This is a genomic window from Actinosynnema sp. CS-041913, assembly GCF_050942485.1.
Classification (GTDB): Bacteria; Actinomycetota; Actinomycetes; order Mycobacteriales; family Pseudonocardiaceae; genus Actinosynnema.
In genome coordinates, this window is the sequence record NZ_CP192037.1 from 6,718,001 (window position 1) to 6,737,308 (window position 19,308).

The following is a 19,308-nucleotide window of genomic DNA, read 5'->3' on the forward strand; positions in this document are numbered from 1 at the left end:
AGGACGCCTGATGCCGCTCACCGTCGAAGGAACCGTCGCGCCCGGCTTCGAACAGGTCGCGAAGGCGTTCGGTGCGGGCGGCGACGAGCCCGCGCAGTGCTGCGTCCACCTGGACGGCGAGCCGGTGGTCGACCTGTGGCGCGGCGAGCCCGAGGACGCCATCCAGGTGGTCTTCTCCGCGACCAAGGGCGCCACCGCCGCGTGCGCCAACCTGCTGGTCCAGCGCGGCAGGCTCGACCTGGACGCGCCCGTCACCCGGTACTGGCCCGAGTTCGGCCGACGCGGCAAGGAGGCGACCCTGGTCCGGTGGGCGCTGACCCACCGGGCCGGCGTCCTGGCCCCCGATCCTGGGCTGACCTTCGACGACGTGACCGACTGGACGACCGTGACCGAGTCGCTGGCCGCCGCCGCTCCCGTGTGGCCGCCCGGCACCGCGTACGGCTACCACGCGCAGACGTACGGCTGGCTGGTCGGCGAATTGGTCCGCCGGGTGGACGGCCGGGGTCTGGGCCGGTTCTTCGCGGAGGAGATCGCCGCGCCCGCGCGGGCCGACTTCTGGATCGGCCTGCCCGAGTCCGAGGAGCACCGCCTGGCCGAAATCGTGCCCCAGCCGGCGGAGGAAGCGCCCGACGACGCGGAGGACGTGGACGTGTCGGAGTTCATCGGCCCGCACCTCATGACGGCGTTCACGCTGAACGGGGCGCTGCCGGAGGACCCGGTCGAAGCCGCCGCCGACCGGCGCTACCGGGCGGCCGAGATCGGGGCGTCCGGCGGCGTGGCCAACGCCCGGGGCCTGGCCCGCACGTACGCGTGGCTGCTGGACGAGTTCACGCCGGCGACGATCGCCGACATCCTGCGCCCGGAGACCTCAGGACCCGACCAGGTGCTGTCCTCGCGGGCGACCGAGGTCGAGCAGCGCTTCGGGCGGGGCTTCCTCATCCGCACCCTCGCCGGCGGCACACCGACCTTCGGCCACGAGGGAGCAGGCGGCACCACGGCCTTCGCCGACCCCGCCCGCCGCCTGGCCTTCGGCTACACGACCACCCACCTGGTCCAGGGCCCGCCGGGAATCGACCCGCGGGTGGAGCCGCTCATCACCGCCGTGTACGACTCGCTCACCTGACCCCGCCGGCCCGCTCACGCTCCGCAGGCCCCGCCGTCGTGCCCGCTCGACGGCACGGGCCGGACGTCAGCCGGTCGCCGCGCGGGTGCAGGTCGCGCCGGGCCCGGTCGACCGCACGGCCGGACGTCAGCCGGTCGCCGCGCGGTGCAGGTCGCGCAGTGCCCGGACCGCCGCCACGGCGTGCTCGCGGTCCACCGCCTGCACGGCCATGATCGACACGTACTCGTCGTCCGGCAGTTCCAGCCGCGCCCACGAAGCCCCGTCCGGGAACGACACGTGCAGCACCTCGTCCCACTCGAAGCGGCGCGCGGTGATCACGTTGCGGACCTCGACGCCGGTCGCGTCGGCGCGCACCCGGGGCCGGGCCAGGAGCAGCACCCCGCACGCCAGCAGCACGCCCAGCAGGACCATCGCCACCTGGTCGGACGTCCGGAAGATCGCCCCGGTCGGCGTGTCGCCCAGCAGCCAGCCCACCACGCTGAACACGGCGACCAGGAACACCGCGCTGACCACCGCGACCGCGCGGATCTTCCGGGGACGGAACTCGACCGCCACCGCGATCACGACGCAGCCCTGAGCGACCGCAGCACCAGCGCCGTGTCCAGCGCCGCCACCACCGCCTCGAAGCCCTTGTCCTCCGCGGAGTCCGCGAAACCGGCCCGCGCCAGCGCCTGCTCCTCCGTCTCGCACGTCAGCACCCCGTTGCCCACCGGCGTCGACGCGTCCAGGGCGACCCGCGTCAACCCCGCCGTCACCGCGTCGCACACGTACTCGAAGTGCGGCGTCCCGCCCCGGACGACCACGCCCAGCGCCACCACGGCGTCATGGGTCCGCGCGAGTTCCTGCGCCACGACCGGCAGCTCGATCGCGCCGGCGACCCGCGCCACCGTGGGCGACGGCACACCGGCCAGCGCAGCCGCCTCCAACGCCCGCTCCACGAGCTGCCCGGTGATCTTCTCGTGCCACTTCGTCGCCACCACGGCCAGGCTCACCCCCGCCGCCTCCGGAACCGCCGACCCCGGCCGGCCCTCGCCGCTCATTCCACACCCTCCGTGCTGACCACCGCGCCACCCTGCCCCAACGCCTCGTACTGTTCCAACTGGTGCAGCTCGTGCCCCATCCGGTCCCGCTTGGTGCGCAGGTACCGCAGGTTCTCCGGGTTCGGCGAGATGGGCAGCGGCACGCGGTCGAGCACGGTCAGGCCGTAGCCCTCCAGGCCGACCCGCTTGGCCGGGTTGTTGGTCAGCAGCCGCATGGACTTGATGCCCAGCTCGCACAGGATCTGCGCGCCGGTCCCGTAGTCGCGGGCGTCGGCGGGCACGCCCAGCGCCAGGTTCGCGTCCACGGTGTCCGCGCCGTCGTCCTGCAACTGGTACGCCTGAAGCTTGTGCATGAGGCCGATGCCACGCCCCTCGTGCCCGCGCATGTAGAGCACGACACCGCGCCCCTGCGCCGCGACGGCCTCCAGGGCGGCGTCGAGCTGCGGGCCGCAGTCGCAGCGCAGCGACCCGAACACGTCCCCGGTCAGGCACTCCGAGTGCACGCGGACCAGCACGTCCTCGCCGTCGCCGATCTCGCCGTACACCAGGGCCACGTGCTCGATGCCGTCCAGCTTCGAGTCGTAGCCGACCGCCGTGAACGTGCCGTGCGCGGTCGGGATGCGGGCCTCGGCGGCGCGCACCACCTGGGTCTCCACCCGCCGCCGGTAGGCGATCAGGTCGGCGATGGTGATCAGCACCAGGTCGTGGTCGGCGGCGAACACCTCCAGCTCGTCGCGCCGCGCCATGTCGCCCTCGTCCTTCTGCGACACGATCTCGCACAGCACCCCGACCGGCGCGAGCCCGGCCAGCCGGGCCAGGTCCACGCCCGCCTCGGTGTGGCCCGGCCGGCGCAGCACCCCGCCGTCCCGGGCGCGCAGCGGCACCACGTGACCCGGTCGGGTGAAGTCCTTGGCGTCGGCCGACGGGTCGGCGAGCAGCCGGATCGTCCGCGCGCGGTCGGCGGCCGAGATGCCCGTCGACACGCCTTCGCGGGCGTCCACGGTCACCGTGTACGCGGTGCCGCGCTGGTCCTGGTTCGTGTGGTACATCGGCGGCAGGTCGAGCCGGTCGCAGTCCGCGTCGGTCAGCGACACGCACACGTACCCCGACGTGTACCGGACCATGAACGCCAGCAGCTCGGGCGTGGCCTTCTCGGCCGCGAAGATGAGGTCGCCCTCGTTCTCCCGGTCCTCGTCGTCCACGACGACGACCGGCCGGCCCTCCGCGATGTCCGCGATGGCCCGCTCGATGTCGGCGAAGTCGTGCTTCACCGTGCCTCCTCCGCGCCATTGTCGCGCAGTTGGCCGCGCAGATGGGGGAGCGCGAGCCGTTCGACGTACTTCGCCAGCACGTCCACTTCGAGGTTGACCGGGTCGCCGGGGCCGCGCCTGCCCAGCGTGGTCAGTTCCAGCGTGGTCGGGATGAGGCTGACCGTGAACTGGTCCTCGGCCACCGCCACGACGGTCAGCGACACGCCGTCCACCGTGATCGAGCCCTTCTCCACCACGTACCGGGCGAGGCCCGGCGGCAGTCCGATGTGGACGATCTCCCAGTGCTCGGCCTTCTCGCGGGCCAGGATCGTGCCCGTCCCGTCCACGTGGCCCTGCACGATGTGGCCGCCCAGCCGCTGCCCGACGGCGGCGGCGCGCTCCAGGTTGACCCGGTCGCCTTCGGCGACCTTGGCCAGGCTGCTGCGCACCAGCGTCTCGCGCATGACATCGGCGGTGAACGCGCCGTCCACGACGTCCACCACGGTGAGGCACACGCCGTTCACCGCGATCGAATCGCCGTGCTTGGCGTCGCTGGTCACCAGCGGGCCCGCGATGGTGACGCGAGCCGCGTCCGGCAGGTCCGCGACGGCGACGACCTCACCCAACTCCTCGACGATCCCGGTGAACACCGTTCCTCCTCTAGCGCGCGGACGCCGGCACCGCGGAGATCCGCACGTCCGGTCCGCACATCCTGACCTGCTCCACGACCAAACCCACAGCGTCGGTGATGGTCGACACCCCGGCATCCCGCAGCGCGGTCGGCCCGTCGCCCAGCAGCTTCGGTGCGATGTAAGCGAGCACCCGGTCGATCCGGCCCGCCCGCGCGAACGCACCCGCCAGCGTAGGCCCGCCCTCCAGCAGCACGTCGACCACACCACGCCGGACCAGTTCATCCAGCACCGCGTCGGGGTCGTGGGTGCGGACGTGCAGCGTCTCGGCCTCGTCGTCCAGCACGCGCGCGTGCCGCGGCAGCTCACCGACCCCCACGACCACCCGCAACGGCTGCCGGACCGCGCCTGTTCCCCGCGCGGTCAGCCTCGGGTCGTCGGCGCGGACCGTGCCGGTGCCGACCACGATCGCGTCGATCGTGGAGCGCAGCCCGTGGACCTCGGCGCGGGACTCCTCGGAGCTGATCCACCGGCTGGTGCCGTCTTGGGCGGCGCTGCGCCCGTCCAGGGTGGCGGCGTACTTCCAGGTCACGTGGGGGCGGCCGGTGCGGGCGTAGTGCAGCCACGCCCTCAGCGGCTCCACGTGGGTCGGCAGGTGTTCGGCGTCGACGCCCGCGGCCCTGAGCACGGCGGCTCCCCCGGCGGCTTTGGGGTTCGGATCGGCGTTGGCGTAGACGACTCGCGACACCCCCGCTTTCAGCAGGGCTTCCGTGCACGGCGGGGTGCGGCCGTCGTGCGCGCACGGTTCGAGGGTGACCACGGCGGTGCCGCCGCGGGCGCGTCCGCCGGCTTCGGCGAGGGCCACGACCTCGGCATGGGCCTGGCCGGGCGGGCGGGTCGCGCCGGTGCCGACCAACTCGCCGTCCGCCGAGAGGATCACCGCGCCCACCGGCGGGTTGGGGCTGGTCGTGCCGTGGACGCTGGCGCTCGCCGCGACGGCCAGCGCCATCGCCTCACCCAGCGCCATCACGTCACCCAGCGACGGCCGCGCGCCCCGCCCCTCGTCCGTGTCCACCGCGTGCGGGTCGTTCACCGTGCGCTTGATGCCTGGCCGCTTGATGCCTGGCCGCTCGGAGCCTGGTCCCGGGTGTCCTGGCCGCCAGAGGTCTGGGCGCGGGAGGTTCGGGCGCGGGAGGCCTGGGCGCGCAACCGTTCCACCGCCTGCCCCGGATCGGCGGCGGCGTAGACCGCGGACCCTGCGACAAAGCAGTCCACCCCGGCCTCGGCGGCCTGCTCGATGGTGTCCTCGTTGATGCCGCCGTCGATCTCCACGACCAGCGTCAGGTGCCCGGTGTCGACCAGGCGGCGGGCCGTGCGGACCTTGTCCAGGACGTCCGCCATGAACTCCTGCCCGCCGAACCCCGGCTCGACCGACATCACCAGCAGCGTGTCGTAGTGCTTGAGCACGTCGACGTACGGCTCGATGGGCGTGCCCGGCTTCAGCGACAGCCCCGCCTTCGCACCCGCCGAACGCAGGTCCTTCGCCAGCCGCACGGGGTCGGCGGCGGCCTCCACGTGCACCGTCACGTTGTGCGCGCCGGCCTCCGCGTAGCCGATGGCCCAGCGGTCCGGGTCCTCGATCATCAGGTGGCAGTCCAACGGGATGTCGGTGGCGCCGCGCAGCGACTTCACCACCGGCAGCCCGATGGTCAGGTTGGGCACGAAGTGCGCGTCCATGACGTCCACGTGCAGCCAGTCCGCGCCGGACACGGCGGCGGCCTCGTCGGCGAGGCGGGCGAAGTCGGCGGACAGGATGCTCGGGGCGATCATCGGCTGGTGGACCACGGGCAGTCAGTCTAGGGTTCCGCCATTGCCCTGACCTACCGGGGAGTCATATTTCACCCTGCCTACCCGTTCACGCGGTTTTCCGGCTTCCGCTGAACTTTTCGCACTACTCACGCGGGTAGTTCCCCAACCGCCGCCGGGAGATTACGTTCGTCGCGGGGCAGAACTGGGGAGCGCTGGGGATGAACGCCGAATTCAGTCACAGGACCACACTCGTGACGGGCGCCTGCACACCGCTGGGCCGCGAGGTGGTGGAGTGGCTCGCGCGGAAGGGAGCGCTGGTAGCGGCCGTGGACAGCGACGGGGCGCGGCTCGCGGACCTGGTCGAACGGCTGCAGGGCGAGGGCCTGCGGATCGCGGGCAGGCAGATCGACGTGACGTCCAGCGCCGCCGTGGACGCGCTGGTCGACCAAGTGGAGCGGGAATTCGGTCCGATCGACGCCCTGGTGACGACGGCCGGCGCACTGCGGCCGGGCCCGGCGCTGTCGATCACGGACCAGGACTGGTCGCACAGCTTCGCGGTGAACGCCGACGGGGTGTTCCACGTCTCCCGGGCGGTGGCCACGCGGATGGTCGGCCGCGAACACGGGACGATCGTGATGATCGCCGCGCACACCGCCACCTTGCCCCGGTCGAACGTCGCGGCCTACGAGGCTTCCCGGGCCGCCGCCGTGGCCTATACCGAGTGCCTGGCGGTGGAGGTCGCCGCGCGGGGCGTGCACTGCGCCGTCGTCGCGCCGGACGACGTGTGCCGGGTGGTGGACGAGGTCCGCTTCCTGCTCGGCGACACCGTGTCCCACCCGCAGTCGGCCTGAACGAGGAGCACCGACGAAGATCGGCCGCCGGAGCACCTCCACCACCGGCGGACTCATGCGTGCTTTCGAAGCAGCGCGCCCACTGCAGAGGGACCACAACGGCGAGGTGACCGGAAGCTACGCAGGTCTTGGACAATCGTCGGGAACGCTACGCAAAACGACCGGCCCATCGAGAGAAACTACTCCGCGGCCGGGATGTCGCCTACCGACCCCGTGCCCGAAGCGACACGGCCGGCTTCTCGCCGCTGATCCCGCCTCGGGCACGGGGTTGGTTCGGGTGCAAAGATTTTTCGAAGGGGTGGTCAAGCTGCGTAGCGTTCCCCGGCGACTGTCCAAGACCTGCGTACGTACTGGTCACCCCGCCGCCGTGGTCCCTCTGCGGTGGTGCCGTTGCGTCAAAAGCGTCCTTGACTCAATCGCTATTGCTTCATAGCGCGCTTGACACTGTGTGCTTTTGCTTTGAAGCGCCTTGAAGCGAAGTGCGGAAAAGCGTTAAACCTCGGCGTGTTCCTGTTCGTGCGCAAGCCGTGCCAACTCGACCCGTGAACTGATCCCGAGCTTCTTGAAGATTCCCCGAAGGTGGTAATTCACCGTGTGCGGGGACAGGAAGAGCTGCTTCGCCACCTGCCGGTTGGTCAGGCCCGCGCCCACCAGGCGGGCGATGTCGCGTTCCGGCTCGGACAGTCGTTGCCAGTCCTCGCCCGCGCCGGCCGCCGCGGTCTCCACCGGCGCACCGATCCGGCGGCGCAACCTCGCCGCCTCGCCGTCCGCACCCATCCGGTCGAGGATTTGCAGTGCCTGCTCGGTGTGGGTCGCTGCCCGTTCCGGGTGTCCGGACTCCGCCAGCAACAGGGCCAGGTCCTCGTTCGCGTTCGCCTTGGCCCACGGGTGCCGGTGTCGGTCGGCGGCCGTTGCCAGCGCCTCCTCGTCCTGGTCCACCAGGGCACGGGCGTGGCTCGCGCCGGTCGACACCGCCGTGAAGCCGGGGTTGTCGCCCGCCAGTTCCTCCGCCGCGCCGACCACGGTTCCCGCCAGTCCGCTGTCGCCCACGGTCAGCGCCAGCCGTACCAGCCACGGCGCCGCGCCGGGGTCTTCCATCAGCATCCGGCGGGCGGTGTCCCGGTCCGCCATGCGCTCGTGGGCCAGTTCCGACGCACGGGCCGGGCCTCCCTGTGCGTGGGCCAGCAGCAGTTCCACCCAGTCGTACTGCCCGGAGTGCAGGACCGCCTCGCCGCCCGCCAGGTCGCCCCGGTACCTGCGCACGTGTTCGGCCGCCGTCGGCACGTCGCCTCGGAGCAGGGCGACCGTGGCCAGCACGGTCGACGCGAGCGGCACGAGCAGGCGCAGGCCGCGGTCGCGGGCCAGGGACATGCCGGCGTGGGCCGAGGCCTGTGCCTGCGCCAGTTCGCCCGCCTGGGTGAGCACGCGGGCTTGCGCGATCATGCGGGCGGCGGGTGCGCCGGCGGTCACGGCCTCGTCGGTGTCCGGGCCGTCGCCGCGGACCAGTCTGTCCGCGTTGCCGAAGTCGCCCAGCGCCGACAGCTTCAGCGCGTACGCCACCGCCGCGTGCGACTGCCACCACGCGGTCGGCGGGTCCAGTTCCCAGCGGGTCGACTCGCGGCCCCAGTACATGCTCTCGGCGAGGTTGCCCGCCGTCCACTCCAGGCACGAGTGCACGGTCGCCGCCATCACCACGTCCGCGTCGCTCGCCATCCGGTCGCGGGTGGTCAGCACGGACAGCGCGTGCGGGCCCGCGCGGTGGCCGGTGGCGAAGTACAGGGCCAGCAGACGTCCGGCGGCGGCGAGCCGGCGCAGCGGTTCGGACTCGGCGGAGGTCGCCAGGGCGTGGTCCAGTTCGGCGACGGCGTCGGTGGGGCGGCCGTCGGCGAGCAGGATCCCGGCCAGCGCGGTGTGCAGTTCGGCGGCCGGGCCCGCGTGCAGGTGTCGGGACAGGCTGTCGCGGGCCAGCGCGATGGCCGAGCCGAGTTTGCCGCTCGCGGCCAGCGTGCGGACGCCGTGCACGGCGCTCGTGCCGCGGTCCTCCTCCGGCCGGGCTCCCCCGGCGGGGGCGGGCAGGTCCCGGCACGTCGAACGCAGCACGGCGGCGTCGTGGCGCAGCGCGTGCAGCACGGACTCGGGGATCGACTCGACCACGGCCCGCCAGGCCAGGTCCGAGCCGAATTCGAGGCGTTCGTCCACGCACACCACCAAGCCGGAGCCGAGCACCTCGTCCACGGCCAGCAGCAGCGCGGCGGTCGTCTCGCTCATCATGGTGGCGACGTCGTGCAGCAGGAACGACTTGCCGATCACCGCCGCGACCCGCAGTAGCTGGGTGGCCTTCGCGGAGAGCTGGTCGACCTGGCCGCGCACCAGGGCGCTCACCCGCTGCGGCAGCCAGCCGCCGCGCAGCCGGGCCGTGCCGTCGCGCAGGTCGAGCTGGCCCTCCTCGCGCAGACCGGTGACGAGTTCGCTGATCAGCCTGGGGTTGCCGGCGGCGGACGCGACGAGCGCGGCGAGATCGGCCTGGGGTGCGGCGCCGAGCATGTCCTTGAGCATCTGCTCGACCACGTCGTCGGCCACCGGACCGAGGTGCAGCACGTCGCCGTGGGCGGGCAGGGCGCGGCGGATCTCGACGCCCGCGTGCGCGCCGGTCAGCGCGACGAGGGTGGTGACGCGGCGCTCGCGCAGCAGCGGCAGCAGGGCGAGGACGGCGGCCGGGGCCTGGTGCGCGTGGTCGACGGCGACCAGCGGGCGGGCGTTGCGGTCGTGTTCGGCGTGGTGCAGGGCCCGGGTGAGGTCGGCCGAGCCGGCGACGTGCTCGCCGGAGACCAGGACGACGGCGTAGCCGCGGTCCCGGGCGGCGGCGACCGCCTCGTGCAGCAGGAGCGTCTTGCCGGAGCACGGCGGGCCGTCGATGGCCAGCAGGCCACCGGGCGCGGACAGGAAGCGGAGAACCGAAGCCCATTCACGATCCCGGCCGTACAATTTCGACACATTCAAGACTGCTACGCGTCTCGGTTGGCTGTCAATTCACCTCTTTTTGTCGAATACGGCGAACGGCGCAACCTCGGCGAGTTCTCTCAGCACATCTTCAGGTCCGCCGCCGATCACCCTCGCCCCGGCGGCGCGCAGCACCGCCAGATGGCCGCGGTAGGCGGGATGATGGGATTGTTCGTCACCCACTCGGGTGAGGACGACCATCGGCGCGCGGCGGCCGAGCGCTTCGCACAGCACGGTGAGGGCCTGGTTGTCGCCCATGCCGAGGGCGAGCTTCGCGATCGAGTTCAGGGTGGCCGGCGCGAACACGAACGCGTCCGGCACCGGGTGCGGTTTCGGCTCGGTGGGCAGCCGGGAGGTCCACCGGACCGGCAGGTCGGTGAGCGCCGCCAGGCCCGCCACCTCCGGCTCCAGCCACCGCGCCGCGGTCGGCGTGAGCGTGACGGCCAGCCGCCAGCCCTGCCGGGCCAGCGGCTCCGCCAGTCCCGTCCGGAACCACCGCTCCACCCCGCCGGCGCCCGAGGCCACCAGCCCGAGCACCGGCCCCGCCGCCACCTGCCCTGTCACCACCTGCCCCGGCTGCTCCGGCCCTGGCTCCACCGGCGGCCCGGTCGGACCGCGCACCGATCCGGCGTCCCTCAGGCGGGCCGGCGCAGCAGGGCGCAGAACATCGCGTCCGTGCCGTGCAGGTGCGGCCACAACTGGACCTGCGGGCCGTTGCCCAGGTCCGGCACCTCCGGGAAGAACTCGCGGGTGTCCAGCCGTTCCGCGCCGGTCCGGCGAGCGACGTCCGCGACCACCCCGACCGACTCCGACAGGTGCGGCGAGCACACCACGTACGCCACCACCCCGCCGGGACGGACCAGGTCCAGCGCGGCGGTGAGCAGCTCGCGCTGGAGCCGCGCCAGCGGGGCCACGTCGGACGGCTGCCGCCGCCACCGCGCCTCCGGACGCCGGCGCAGCGCGCCCAGGCCGGTGCACGGGGCGTCCACCAGGACGCGGTCGAAGCCGCCCGCCGGCAGACCCGAGTCGCGGCCGTCGGCCACGTGCACGGTGACCGGCAGGTGGGCCACCACCTTGCGGGTGAGGTCCGCGCGGTGCGGGGCCTTCTCCACCGCGTCCAGGGTCGCCCCGGAGAGCGACGCCAGCGCGCCGAGCAGCACGGCCTTGCCGCCGGGGCCCGCGCACAGGTCCAGCCACCGCTCGTCCGGACCCTCCACCGGCACGCGGGTCAGCGCCAGGGCGCATAGCTGGCTGCCCTCGTCCTGGACCGTGGCCAGCTTCTCGCGCACCGGGTCCAGGTCGCCGGGGTCGCCCGAGCCGGGCTCCAGGTGCACGCCGTACGGCGAGTACGGCGCGACGTCGCCGCCGGTCATGGCGGCCAGCTCGTCCGCGCTGCACTCCCCCGGCCGGGCCGCCAGGTGCACGGCGGGCCGGGTGTCGTCGGCGATCAAGGCCTCCTTCAGCGGCTCCCCGCGGCTGCCCAGCGCTTCGGCGAACGCCTGCGCGATCCACCGGGGGTGCGCGTTCGCCATCGCCACGTGGCCGATCGGGTCGCTGTCCTCGTCCGGCGCGACTTCGTCGATCCACCCGGCCTCGTCCTGCGCCGTGACGCGGCGCAGCACGGCGTTGGCGAACCCGGCCGCGCCGGAGCCCAGTTCGGCGCGCACCAGGTCCACAGTGGACGCCACCGCGGCGTGCGGCGGGATGCGGGTCCGCAGTAGCTGGTACGCGCCCATCCGCAACGCGTCCAGCACCGAGCCGTCCACTTCGGACAGCGGGCGGTCGGAGCACGCGGTCAGGATCGCGTCGAGCAGGCCCTGCGCGCGGGACGTGCCGTAAGCCAGTTCGGTCGCCAGCGCGGCGTCCCGGCCGGTGATGCGGCGGTCCCGCAGCAGGCCCGGCAGCACGAGGTTCGCGTACGCGTCCCGCTGCCGCACCGCGCGCAGGGTGTCCAGCGCGGCCAGCCGGGCCGGGTCCTCCACGGGAGGTCGGGACGGGCCGGTGCGCCGGCGCGGCGGGTGCGGTCCGCGCGGACGGGACGGGCGCGAAGAACGCTCGGTCATGAAATGCGCTCCCCAGCCTCGATGCGGACGCCGCGCGCCCAGTCTGTCGCCGACATCCGCTTCTTGCCCTGTGCCTGCACGTCGCTCAGCACCACCGGTGTGGTGGCCGTGCCGACCAACACGCGTTTGCGCTCCACCCGCACCTCGCCGGGGGCCAGGCCGTCCTCCTCCAGCGGGGTGACCGGGCCGAGCTTGAGCCGTTCTCCGCGGAACTCCGCCCACGCGCCCGGATCGGGCGTCACGGCCCGCGCGACCCGGTCCAGCGCCGCCGCGGGCATCCCGACGAAGTCCAGCCGGGCGTCCTCCACGGTGACCTTGGGCGCGTAGCTCACGTTCTCCTCCGGCTGCTCCACCGGGCGCAGCGTGCCGTCCTCGACCCCGTCCACGGTGCTCAGCAGCAGCTTCGCGCCGGACTCCGCCAGCCGGGCCAGCAGCTCACCGGCCGTGTCCCGCTCGCGCACCCGCTCGGTGATCACGCCGAACACGGGGCCCGCGTCCAACGCCTTGACGATCCGGAACGTGGTCGCCCCGGTGATGTCGTCGCCGTGCCGCACGGCCGCCTGCACCGGCGCCGCGCCCCGCCACGCGGGCAGCACCGAGAAGTGCAGGTTCACCCAGCCGTGCTTCGGGATGGCCAGCGCCGACTCGGGCAGCAGCGCGCCGTAGGCGACCACCGGGCACAGGTCGGGCCGGAGCGCGCGCAGCCGGGCCTGGAAGTCCGGGTCGCTCGCCTTGGCCGGGGCGAGGACCTCGATGCCGTGCTCGTCGGCGAGCGCCGCGACCGGCGAGCGCTCGACCTTGCGGCCCCGGCCGGCCGGGGCGTCCGGCCGGGTCACGACGGCCACCACCTCGTGGTGCGAGTCGAGCAGGACGCGCAGTGAGGGCAGCGCCACCTCGGGCGTGCCCGCGAAGACCAGACGCATGGTCACGCCCCTCCGAACAGCGGGTGCGGCGACTGCTTGAGCGTCGGCATCCCGCCGTCGAACCACGACTGCTGCCGGATCGCCCGCATCGCCTCCTTGCGGGTCTGGTCGTCCAGCCGGTCCAGGAACAGCACGCCGTCCAGGTGGTCCGTCTCGTGCTGGATGCACCGGGCCAGCAGGTCCGTGCCCTCCACCTCGATCGGCTCGCCGTGCATGTTCCAGCCGCGGGCGACGACGGCGAGGTGCCGGCGGCAGTCCCACGACAGGCCCGGGATGGACAGGCAGCCCTCGGGCCCTTCCTGGAACTCGTCCCCGACGACCTCGAACGTCGGGTTCACCAGGTGGCCCGCGAAGCCGTCGCAGTGATAGGTGAACACCCGCAGGCCGACCCCGAGCTGGGGGGCGGCCAGCCCCGCGCCGCCGGCGTCGCTCATGGTGTCCCACAGGTCCTTGACCAGCTTGCGCAGTTCCGCGTCGAAGTCGGTGACCTCGACGGCGGGGGTCCGCAGCACCGGGTCGCCGAACAGCCGGATGGGTTGGACGGTCACGCACTCTCCTCGAACGGGGGCAGACAGCCAGTCTAGGAGAGCGGCCAAAGCGCGATCGGACACCTGTGCCCGAGCCGGCGCTCGTCGCCGCTCAGCGGTCCAGGTCCCGGCTCGATCCGGCTCGGTGGTCCAGGTCCCGGTCGAGGAGGGTCACTCCGGCCCGGCGCCGCCAGGAGGTGGCCGAGAGAAGCCCCGTACTCCCCCGGGATGAGGTCGGGTGCAACGCGGGGGGTGCCTGCGGCTACCTACTGGCATGATCGCTGCGACAACGAGGCGGCAGGGGGCGGCACCGTTGGCCGAGACCGACGCTGAGCTGTGGCGACGCGGAGACCAGGCCGCGTTCGCCGTGCTGTTCGACCGGCACGCCGAAGCGGTGTGGAACCACGGCTACCGCCTCACCGCCTCGTGGTCGATAGCCGAGGACCTGACCTCCGCGACGTTCCTCGCGGCGTGGCGGCGGCGGGCCGAGATCACCCTGGTCCGGGACTCCGCGCTGCCCTGGCTCTACACCGTGGCGGGCAACCTGGCGCGCACCGAGTTCCGCCGGCTCGGTCGATTACGCCGGGCGCTGAGGCGCCTGCCGAACGGCGACCTGGTGCCCGACCACGCCGAGACCGTCATCTCGGCGATCGACGACGACCGGGAACTGCGCCGGGTGCTGGAGGTGGTGCGCGGGATGCCGACCGCCGAACGGGAAGCCGTCGAGCTGTGCCTGCTCGGCGAACTGTCCGCCGCCGAGGCCGCCGAGGTGCTCGGCGTGGCCGAGGTGAGCGTGCGCTCGCGCATCTCCCGGGCACGGGCCCGGCTGCGTGCCGTCCGGGTGGAGGAGGTCCAGTGAGCTTCCCGGAACTGCCCCCGCGCCGCACCCTGCCCCCGGACGTGCGGGAGCGGATGCGCCGCAAGGTCTTCGGCCGCCGGACGACCGCGCGCACGCCGCTGACCGCCGCGGCCGGCGTGGCGCTGCTGGTCGCGGCCGGCGTGGTCGGCGTCGTGGTCGGCCAGGGCGCCTCGACCGACTCGGACACCATGACCTCGAACACCACGACGCCGCCCGCGGCGATCCTGACGCAGCGGGGTTTCGCCGCGCCGGACGAGGTGCGGCAGATCGACACGACGGCGGAGGACACCGCCGCCTGCGGTTTCGACCGGGCGCTGTTCACCGCCCGGCTGCCGGGCAGGCGGGTGCTGGCCGCGCCGGGCGACCGGTTCTGCGAGCTGACCTACTCGATGGTCTCGGTGGCGACGGCGCCGGACACGACGGTCGGCGACGACGCCCGGTTGCTGTGGCGCTCGCCGACCGACGTGCTGGTGGGACGGGTGCCGCCGAACACCGTGCGGCTCCAGGTCGTCCAACCCGAGCACAATCTCCCGCAGGCGGGCGCGCTGGTCGGCGACAGGTACTTCGTGACGATGGCCACCACGACCGGGCTCATCGCGGTCATCCTGTCGTTCTCCGGCGCTCGCCCGGACGCCTCGCACTCCTTCAACGCGCTCGACGTGCCGGTGCGGGCGAACACCGCCGACCGGTTCCCCGGCGGGAAGTCCGACGCGCGGGAGGGACAGACCGTGCTGGCGCGCTGCCTGGACTGGGCGATGCGCAACTCGACCGCGCGGATCGAGGACACCGCCCACTGGCAGCTCGGGGCGTCCACCGGGGTCGACACCGTGGCCGGGCTGGCGGTGCTGCGCGGCCCGGCGGGAGCCACCGCGTACTGCCTGATGAGCGAGTTCCGACCGACCGAGGTCCGCCCCCCGATGCCGGTGGAGGACACGGGCAACGCGTTCACCGTGCTCGACACCAGCTTGACCAGGACCGACGCGCTGCGCGGCATCGTCGCCCGGCTGGGTGGGGTCGTGCGGGATGACGTGTGGCGGATGGACCTGGTCGACACGCGTGGCGACGCCCGGTCGGTGGAGGTGCAGCAGGGCACGTTCGCGGCTTGGGTGGCGAACGTGCCTTCGTTGGACATGGCGACGCTGGCGGGCGTGCGGCTGCGGGCCTACGGCAAGGACGACGCGCTGCTCTACGAGGCACCGGCGGTCTAGCCCGGATGCCCCGTTGAGGGGGCGGGGCATCCGGGCTTCTTCGGGCAACGGGGGTTCGGGCGGGATGGGCTCGGGCGGGTCAGCCCGGCCAGACGGCTCGGGCTGACCCACCCCCGCGTCGGGTGGTTTCGGCGGCGGCTCGCCAGCGGCCGTCCGGGAGGCGTTCCACCGCGGTCACCGCGCCGATCTCGTTGGTCGACGTGAAGCGGTGGCCGAGGGTGTGCAGGGCGCCGGCCTCCTCGGTGCCGAGGAACGTCGCCTCCGCCTGGGTCGTGGTGGCGTTGCGTTGGGACGCGCGTGGCGCGGCGATCGCTTCGACCAGCGGCACGCCGCGGTCCAGGCGTTGGGTGAGCACCTGGAGGACGGTGGTGATGATGCTCGCCCCGCCGGGTGAGCCGAGGGCCAGCACGGGTGTGCCGTGGTGCAGCACGATGGTCGGGGCCATCGCGGAGCGCGGGCGCTTGCCGGGGCCGGGCAGGTTCGGGTCGGGGACGCCGGGCGTGACCGGGGTGAAGGAGAAGTCGGTCAGCTCGTTGTTGAGCAGGAACCCCCGGCCGGGGACGACGATCCCGCTGCCGCCCTCCTGTTCGAGGGTGAGGGTGTGGGCGACGACGTTGCCCCACCTGTCGGCGACCGTGAGGTGCGTGGTGTCGGTGCCCTCGTACGGCGTGGCGGCGTCCTCGCCGGTGGTGGCGCAGGGCTTCGGGGCGCGCGGGTCGCCGGGCGCGACCGGGCTGGTGAGGACGGCCGTCGGCGAGATCAGGCAGGCGCGGCTGTCGGCGAACTCCTGGGACAGCAGTTCCCTGGTCGGCACGTCCACGAAGCTCGGGTCGCCCACCCAGCGGTTGCGGTCGGCGAAGGACAGCCGGCTCGCCTCCAGGAAGCGGTGCAGGTACTGGACCGGGGTCTCGTCGGCGAGCTTCGTGGTCTCCAGGATGTTCAGGGCCTCGCCCACCGTCGTGCCGCCGGACGAGGGCGCGGCCATGCCGTACACGTCCAGGCCGCGATAGCGGCTGCGGGTCGGTTCGCGCAGCGGGGCGTTGTAGTTGCCCAGGTCGGACGTGGTCAGCTTGCCGGGCCGGACCTTACGGGCGGCGGCCGGGTCGACCGGCGGCGCGGTGACGGTCTGGACGAGATCGCGCCCGATGCCGCCCCGGTAGAGCGCGGACACGCCGTCCTCGCGCAGCTCGCGGTAGGTGTCGGCGAGGTCGGGGTTGCGGAACGTGCTGCCGACCGCCGGAGCCGGCAGGTAGAGCGCCTTGGTGGAGGTGAAGTCCGCGAACCGGGCCGCGTTCTGGGTGACCTGGCGGTGGAACGTCGCGTCGACGGTGAACCCGCGCCGGGCCAGGTCCTCGGCCGGCTTGAGCGCCTGGTCCAACGAATGGGTGCCCCACCGCTGGAGGGCCCGCTGCCAGGTGCGCGGCGTTCCCGGCACGCCCACCGACAGGCCGCTGGTCACCACTTCGCCGAACGGGATGGTCTTGCCGTCCTCGATGAAGAGGTTCTCGTCGGCGCTCGCGGGAGCCGTCTCGCGGCCGTCCAAGGTGGACACCTGGCGGGTCCGGGCGTCGTAGTGGACGAAGAACCCGCCGCCGCCGATGCCGGCGGAGAACGGGTCCGTGACCCCGAGCGCCGCCGCGACCGCGACCGCCGCGTCGACGGCGTTTCCGCCCCTGCGCAGGACGTCCACCCCGATCTGCGAGGCGTCAGGGTCGATGCTCGCCACCACACCACCCGCGCCGACCGCTTCGGGCACGCGGGGCGGCGGGGTCGGGGCGGCTCGCGCGGAGGCGAGTGGAGTGACGAGTGGAGTGATGAAGAGGAGGGAAGCGAGGGCGCCGGCTACCGTCGACCTGAGCATCATTCCCTTGTACCGCAGGCACGACTAGGGCAGAACCCCCGCCAGGTCGAATCCCACCCCAGGTTGTACCCCCGCCGGGTGGTCGGTTCTAGAGGACTTCCAGCGGGTCGAGTTTCACTCGGATGGGGTCCGGGTCTTTGCGGGCGCTGCGGGTGGCCTGGAGTGCGGTGAGGGCTTCCGACAGGGCTTTGCCCTCCGTTCTCGCCACGCGGACCAGGGCGCGTTCCCGCTGCCCGTCGTCGGAGAGCGGGACCGGGCCCAGGATCTCGCCGGTCGGCGGCAGCGGCAGGTCTGCCAGCGCGGCAGCCAGTGCGTCCGGGGCGCCGTCCAGGGTGGCCATGCGCACGGCCGGCGGGAAGCCCAGTTCGGTCCTGGCGGCCAGTTCCTGCCTCGCGTGCCACACCGGATCCCAGCGGACCAGGGCCTGGACCGGCGCGAGGCTGGAGTCGGCGATCACCACCACCCTGCCTGCCGGGCGGGCCAGGGCGGCGGCCGTCATCCAGCGGCGGAGGGTCTCCTCGGTGGCTCTCAGGTCGGCTCGGCCCAGCAGTGCCCAGCCGTCCAGCAACAGCACCGCGCCGTAGCCGCCTTCGGCGGTGGGCTCCGCGCCGGGGGTCGCGACCACCAGGGCCCGGCCGGCCGGCACGGTGGCCAGGACCTCGTCCGCGCCCGAGGTCCGGACCGGGATGTCGCTGAACGCCCGGCCCAGTTCCTCGGCGGTCCGCCGGGCGCCGATGACCTGGCCCCGCAGTCGGCGCGAGCCGCAGGCCGGGCAGCGGAACGCCGCCTCCGTCGCGGCGCACCACCGGCAGTACGCGGGCTTCGGCACGCCGTCCTCGGCGCCGCCGGGCAGCGCCAGCGGGCCCGCGCAGCGGCGGCAGCGGGCCGGCGCCCGGCACGTGCCGCAGGCCAGCGACGGCACGTAGCCCCGCCTCGGCACCTGGATCAGGACCGGGGCGTCCTCGGCGAACGCCGCCCGCGCCGCGTCGAACGCGATCGACGGAAGCCGCGCCGACCTCGCCGCCGGATCCTTCACCTCCTGCCACGCGTTGTCGCCGACCGCCGCGACGCGGGGCGCCACCGCGCGCAGCGCGTCCCTCGTCGCGACCACCTCGTGGGCCCAGCCGCTGTCCACCAGGAGCTGCGCCTCTGCCGTCCGCGCGAAGCCGCCGACCAGCAGCGACGCCCCGGTCAGGTGCGAACGCTGCACCAGCACGTCGCGGACGTTCGGGTACGGCATGCGCGGCTCGGCGTGCAGGTCGTCGCCGTCGTCCCACACCACCACCAGCCCCAGGTCGTGCACGGGCGCGAGCGCCGCGCCACGCGTGCCCAGGACGAGCCGCACCGCGCCCCGCCGCACCGCCAGCCACCGCTTGTACCGCTCGGACGGCCCGAGGTCGGACGACAGCGTCACCACCGCGTCCGGCCCGGCCAACGCCGCGCACGCCTCGTGCAGCCGCGCCAGATCGCGGTGGTCCGGCACGACCACCAGCGCGCCCCGGCCGGTGCTCACCACGGAGGTGGCCGCCTCCGCCAGCCGCGCCGGCCAGTCCTCCGCCGGCAGCGCCTGCCACACCGCCCGCGCCGGCCGGCCGGCCCGCAGCGCGTCCAGCAGGTTCGGCCCGAACGGGTACCGCGACCAGCCCTCGGCCGAGGGCGCGGCCGGGTTCGGCACGGGCTCCGGGGACGGCTTCGCCTCCACCCGCGCGTGCCGCGGCGGGATCGCCATCCGCAGGACGTCGTTCAACGAGCCCGCGTACCGGTCCGCCACCGCCCGCGCCAGCTCCGCCACCTCGGGCGACAGCACGGGCTCCGGCGAGATCACCCGGTCCAGGAAGCTGAGCTTGCGGCCGTAGTCGGACTCCTCGGCCCGGTCGAGCAGGAACCCGTCGACCAACTGGCCCGCGAACCGCACCCGGACCCGACAGCCGGGCACCGCGTCCGCGTCCTGCTCGGTCGACACGAGGTAGTCGAACGGCCGGTCCAGGTGGGCCAGCGGCACGTCGACACAGATCCGGGCGACGGGCAGCGCAAGCGCGGGCACGCGTTCGCCGCGCCTGGTGGTCGCCTTGCCTGCCATGCGCTGAGGTCTACCAGAGAGCCTCCCCGCGGCAGTCGGAGCGGTAGGGCTGGGCGTGTGTTCTCATGGGTCTATCTTCGAACTT

General features: G+C 73.7%; 17 protein-coding genes. 4 read left to right on the forward strand and 13 right to left on the reverse strand.

Annotation, left to right across the window (positions count from 1 at the left end; all coding sequences use genetic code 11):
• The first annotated feature begins 10 nt into the window (after positions 1-10).
• A complete protein-coding gene (locus ACQPZF_RS29885) occupies positions 11-1,123 on the forward strand; it encodes a serine hydrolase domain-containing protein (protein ID WP_433262580.1) in 1,113 nt (370 codons plus the stop codon).
• Between the two features lie 126 nt (positions 1,124-1,249).
• Here the strand turns inward: ACQPZF_RS29885 and ACQPZF_RS29890 are convergent, their stop codons facing one another.
• From ACQPZF_RS29890 to rpe, 6 genes are all read right to left on the reverse strand, one after another.
• A complete protein-coding gene (locus tag ACQPZF_RS29890; RefSeq protein ID WP_433262582.1) occupies positions 1,250-1,678 on the reverse strand; it encodes a PH domain-containing protein in 429 nt (142 codons plus the stop codon).
• Positions 1,679-1,683: 5 nt separating this feature from the next.
• Positions 1,684-2,163 (reverse strand): 6,7-dimethyl-8-ribityllumazine synthase, encoded by a 480-nt coding sequence (ribH, locus tag ACQPZF_RS29895; RefSeq protein ID WP_433262584.1) that lies wholly within the window; start codon positions 2,161-2,163, stop codon positions 1,684-1,686.
• Positions 2,160-3,434: a bifunctional 3,4-dihydroxy-2-butanone-4-phosphate synthase/GTP cyclohydrolase II gene (locus tag ACQPZF_RS29900; RefSeq protein ID WP_433262586.1), complete on the reverse strand. Its 1,275-nt coding sequence runs from the start codon at positions 3,432-3,434 to the stop codon at positions 2,160-2,162. Before ACQPZF_RS29900 ends, ribH begins: the two co-directional genes overlap by 4 nt.
• Positions 3,431-4,063, reverse strand: a complete 633-nt coding sequence (locus ACQPZF_RS29905) for a riboflavin synthase (RefSeq protein WP_433262587.1) — start codon at positions 4,061-4,063, stop codon at positions 3,431-3,433. Before ACQPZF_RS29905 ends, ACQPZF_RS29900 begins: the two co-directional genes overlap by 4 nt.
• 10 nt (positions 4,064-4,073) lie before the next feature.
• Positions 4,074-5,069, reverse strand: coding sequence for a bifunctional diaminohydroxyphosphoribosylaminopyrimidine deaminase/5-amino-6-(5-phosphoribosylamino)uracil reductase RibD (gene ribD, locus ACQPZF_RS29910; protein ID WP_433274750.1), 996 nt, complete (start codon positions 5,067-5,069; stop codon positions 4,074-4,076).
• Between the two features lie 62 nt (positions 5,070-5,131).
• A complete protein-coding gene (rpe, locus tag ACQPZF_RS29915; RefSeq protein WP_433274752.1) occupies positions 5,132-5,872 on the reverse strand; it encodes a ribulose-phosphate 3-epimerase in 741 nt (246 codons plus the stop codon).
• 197 nt (positions 5,873-6,069) lie between these two features.
• Between rpe and ACQPZF_RS29920 the strand changes: the two genes are divergently transcribed.
• A complete protein-coding gene (locus tag ACQPZF_RS29920; protein WP_433262589.1) occupies positions 6,070-6,702 on the forward strand; it encodes an SDR family NAD(P)-dependent oxidoreductase in 633 nt (210 codons plus the stop codon).
• A 492-nt stretch (positions 6,703-7,194) separates the two neighbouring features.
• Here ACQPZF_RS29920 and ACQPZF_RS29925 read toward each other — a convergent pair whose 3' ends face one another.
• Genes ACQPZF_RS29925 through def form a run of 5 tightly spaced genes read right to left on the reverse strand, consistent with a single transcriptional unit; the run spans position 7,195 to position 13,236 of the window.
• Complete coding sequence (locus ACQPZF_RS29925; RefSeq protein ID WP_433262591.1) at positions 7,195-9,696, reverse strand: LuxR C-terminal-related transcriptional regulator; 2,502 nt, start codon at positions 9,694-9,696, stop codon at positions 7,195-7,197.
• A gap of 36 nt (positions 9,697-9,732) precedes the next feature.
• Entirely contained in the window at positions 9,733-10,323 is a 591-nt protein-coding gene (locus ACQPZF_RS29930; RefSeq protein WP_433262593.1) for a flavoprotein, read from the reverse strand.
• Between the two features lie 14 nt (positions 10,324-10,337).
• A complete protein-coding gene (locus tag ACQPZF_RS29935; RefSeq protein ID WP_433262595.1) occupies positions 10,338-11,765 on the reverse strand; it encodes an RsmB/NOP family class I SAM-dependent RNA methyltransferase in 1,428 nt (475 codons plus the stop codon).
• The gene (gene fmt, locus ACQPZF_RS29940) at positions 11,762-12,688 is read right to left on the reverse strand and encodes a methionyl-tRNA formyltransferase (RefSeq protein ID WP_433274754.1); all 927 of its coding nucleotides are present in this window, start codon (positions 12,686-12,688) and stop codon (positions 11,762-11,764) included. Before fmt ends, ACQPZF_RS29935 begins: the two co-directional genes overlap by 4 nt.
• A 2-nt stretch (positions 12,689-12,690) precedes the next feature.
• A complete protein-coding gene (def, locus tag ACQPZF_RS29945; RefSeq protein ID WP_433262597.1) occupies positions 12,691-13,236 on the reverse strand; it encodes a peptide deformylase in 546 nt (181 codons plus the stop codon).
• A 253-nt stretch (positions 13,237-13,489) separates the two neighbouring features.
• Between def and ACQPZF_RS29950 the strand changes: the two genes are divergently transcribed.
• On the forward strand, positions 13,490-14,074 hold the full coding sequence (locus tag ACQPZF_RS29950; RefSeq protein WP_433262599.1) for an RNA polymerase sigma factor: 585 nt from the start codon (positions 13,490-13,492) through the stop codon (positions 14,072-14,074).
• On the forward strand, positions 14,071-15,282 hold the full coding sequence (locus ACQPZF_RS29955; protein WP_433262601.1) for a hypothetical protein: 1,212 nt from the start codon (positions 14,071-14,073) through the stop codon (positions 15,280-15,282). The genes ACQPZF_RS29950 and ACQPZF_RS29955 overlap by 4 nt, the downstream gene beginning before the upstream one ends.
• 79 nt (positions 15,283-15,361) lie before the next feature.
• Here ACQPZF_RS29955 and ggt read toward each other — a convergent pair whose 3' ends face one another.
• Both ggt and ACQPZF_RS29965 read right to left on the reverse strand, forming a co-directional pair.
• Positions 15,362-17,143 (reverse strand): gamma-glutamyltransferase, encoded by a 1,782-nt coding sequence (ggt, locus tag ACQPZF_RS29960; protein ID WP_433262603.1) that lies wholly within the window; start codon positions 17,141-17,143, stop codon positions 15,362-15,364.
• Positions 17,144-17,231: 88 nt separating this feature from the next.
• The gene (locus ACQPZF_RS29965; protein WP_433262604.1) at positions 17,232-19,223 is read right to left on the reverse strand and encodes a primosomal protein N'; all 1,992 of its coding nucleotides are present in this window, start codon (positions 19,221-19,223) and stop codon (positions 17,232-17,234) included.
• Positions 19,224-19,308: the final 85 nt, after the last annotated feature.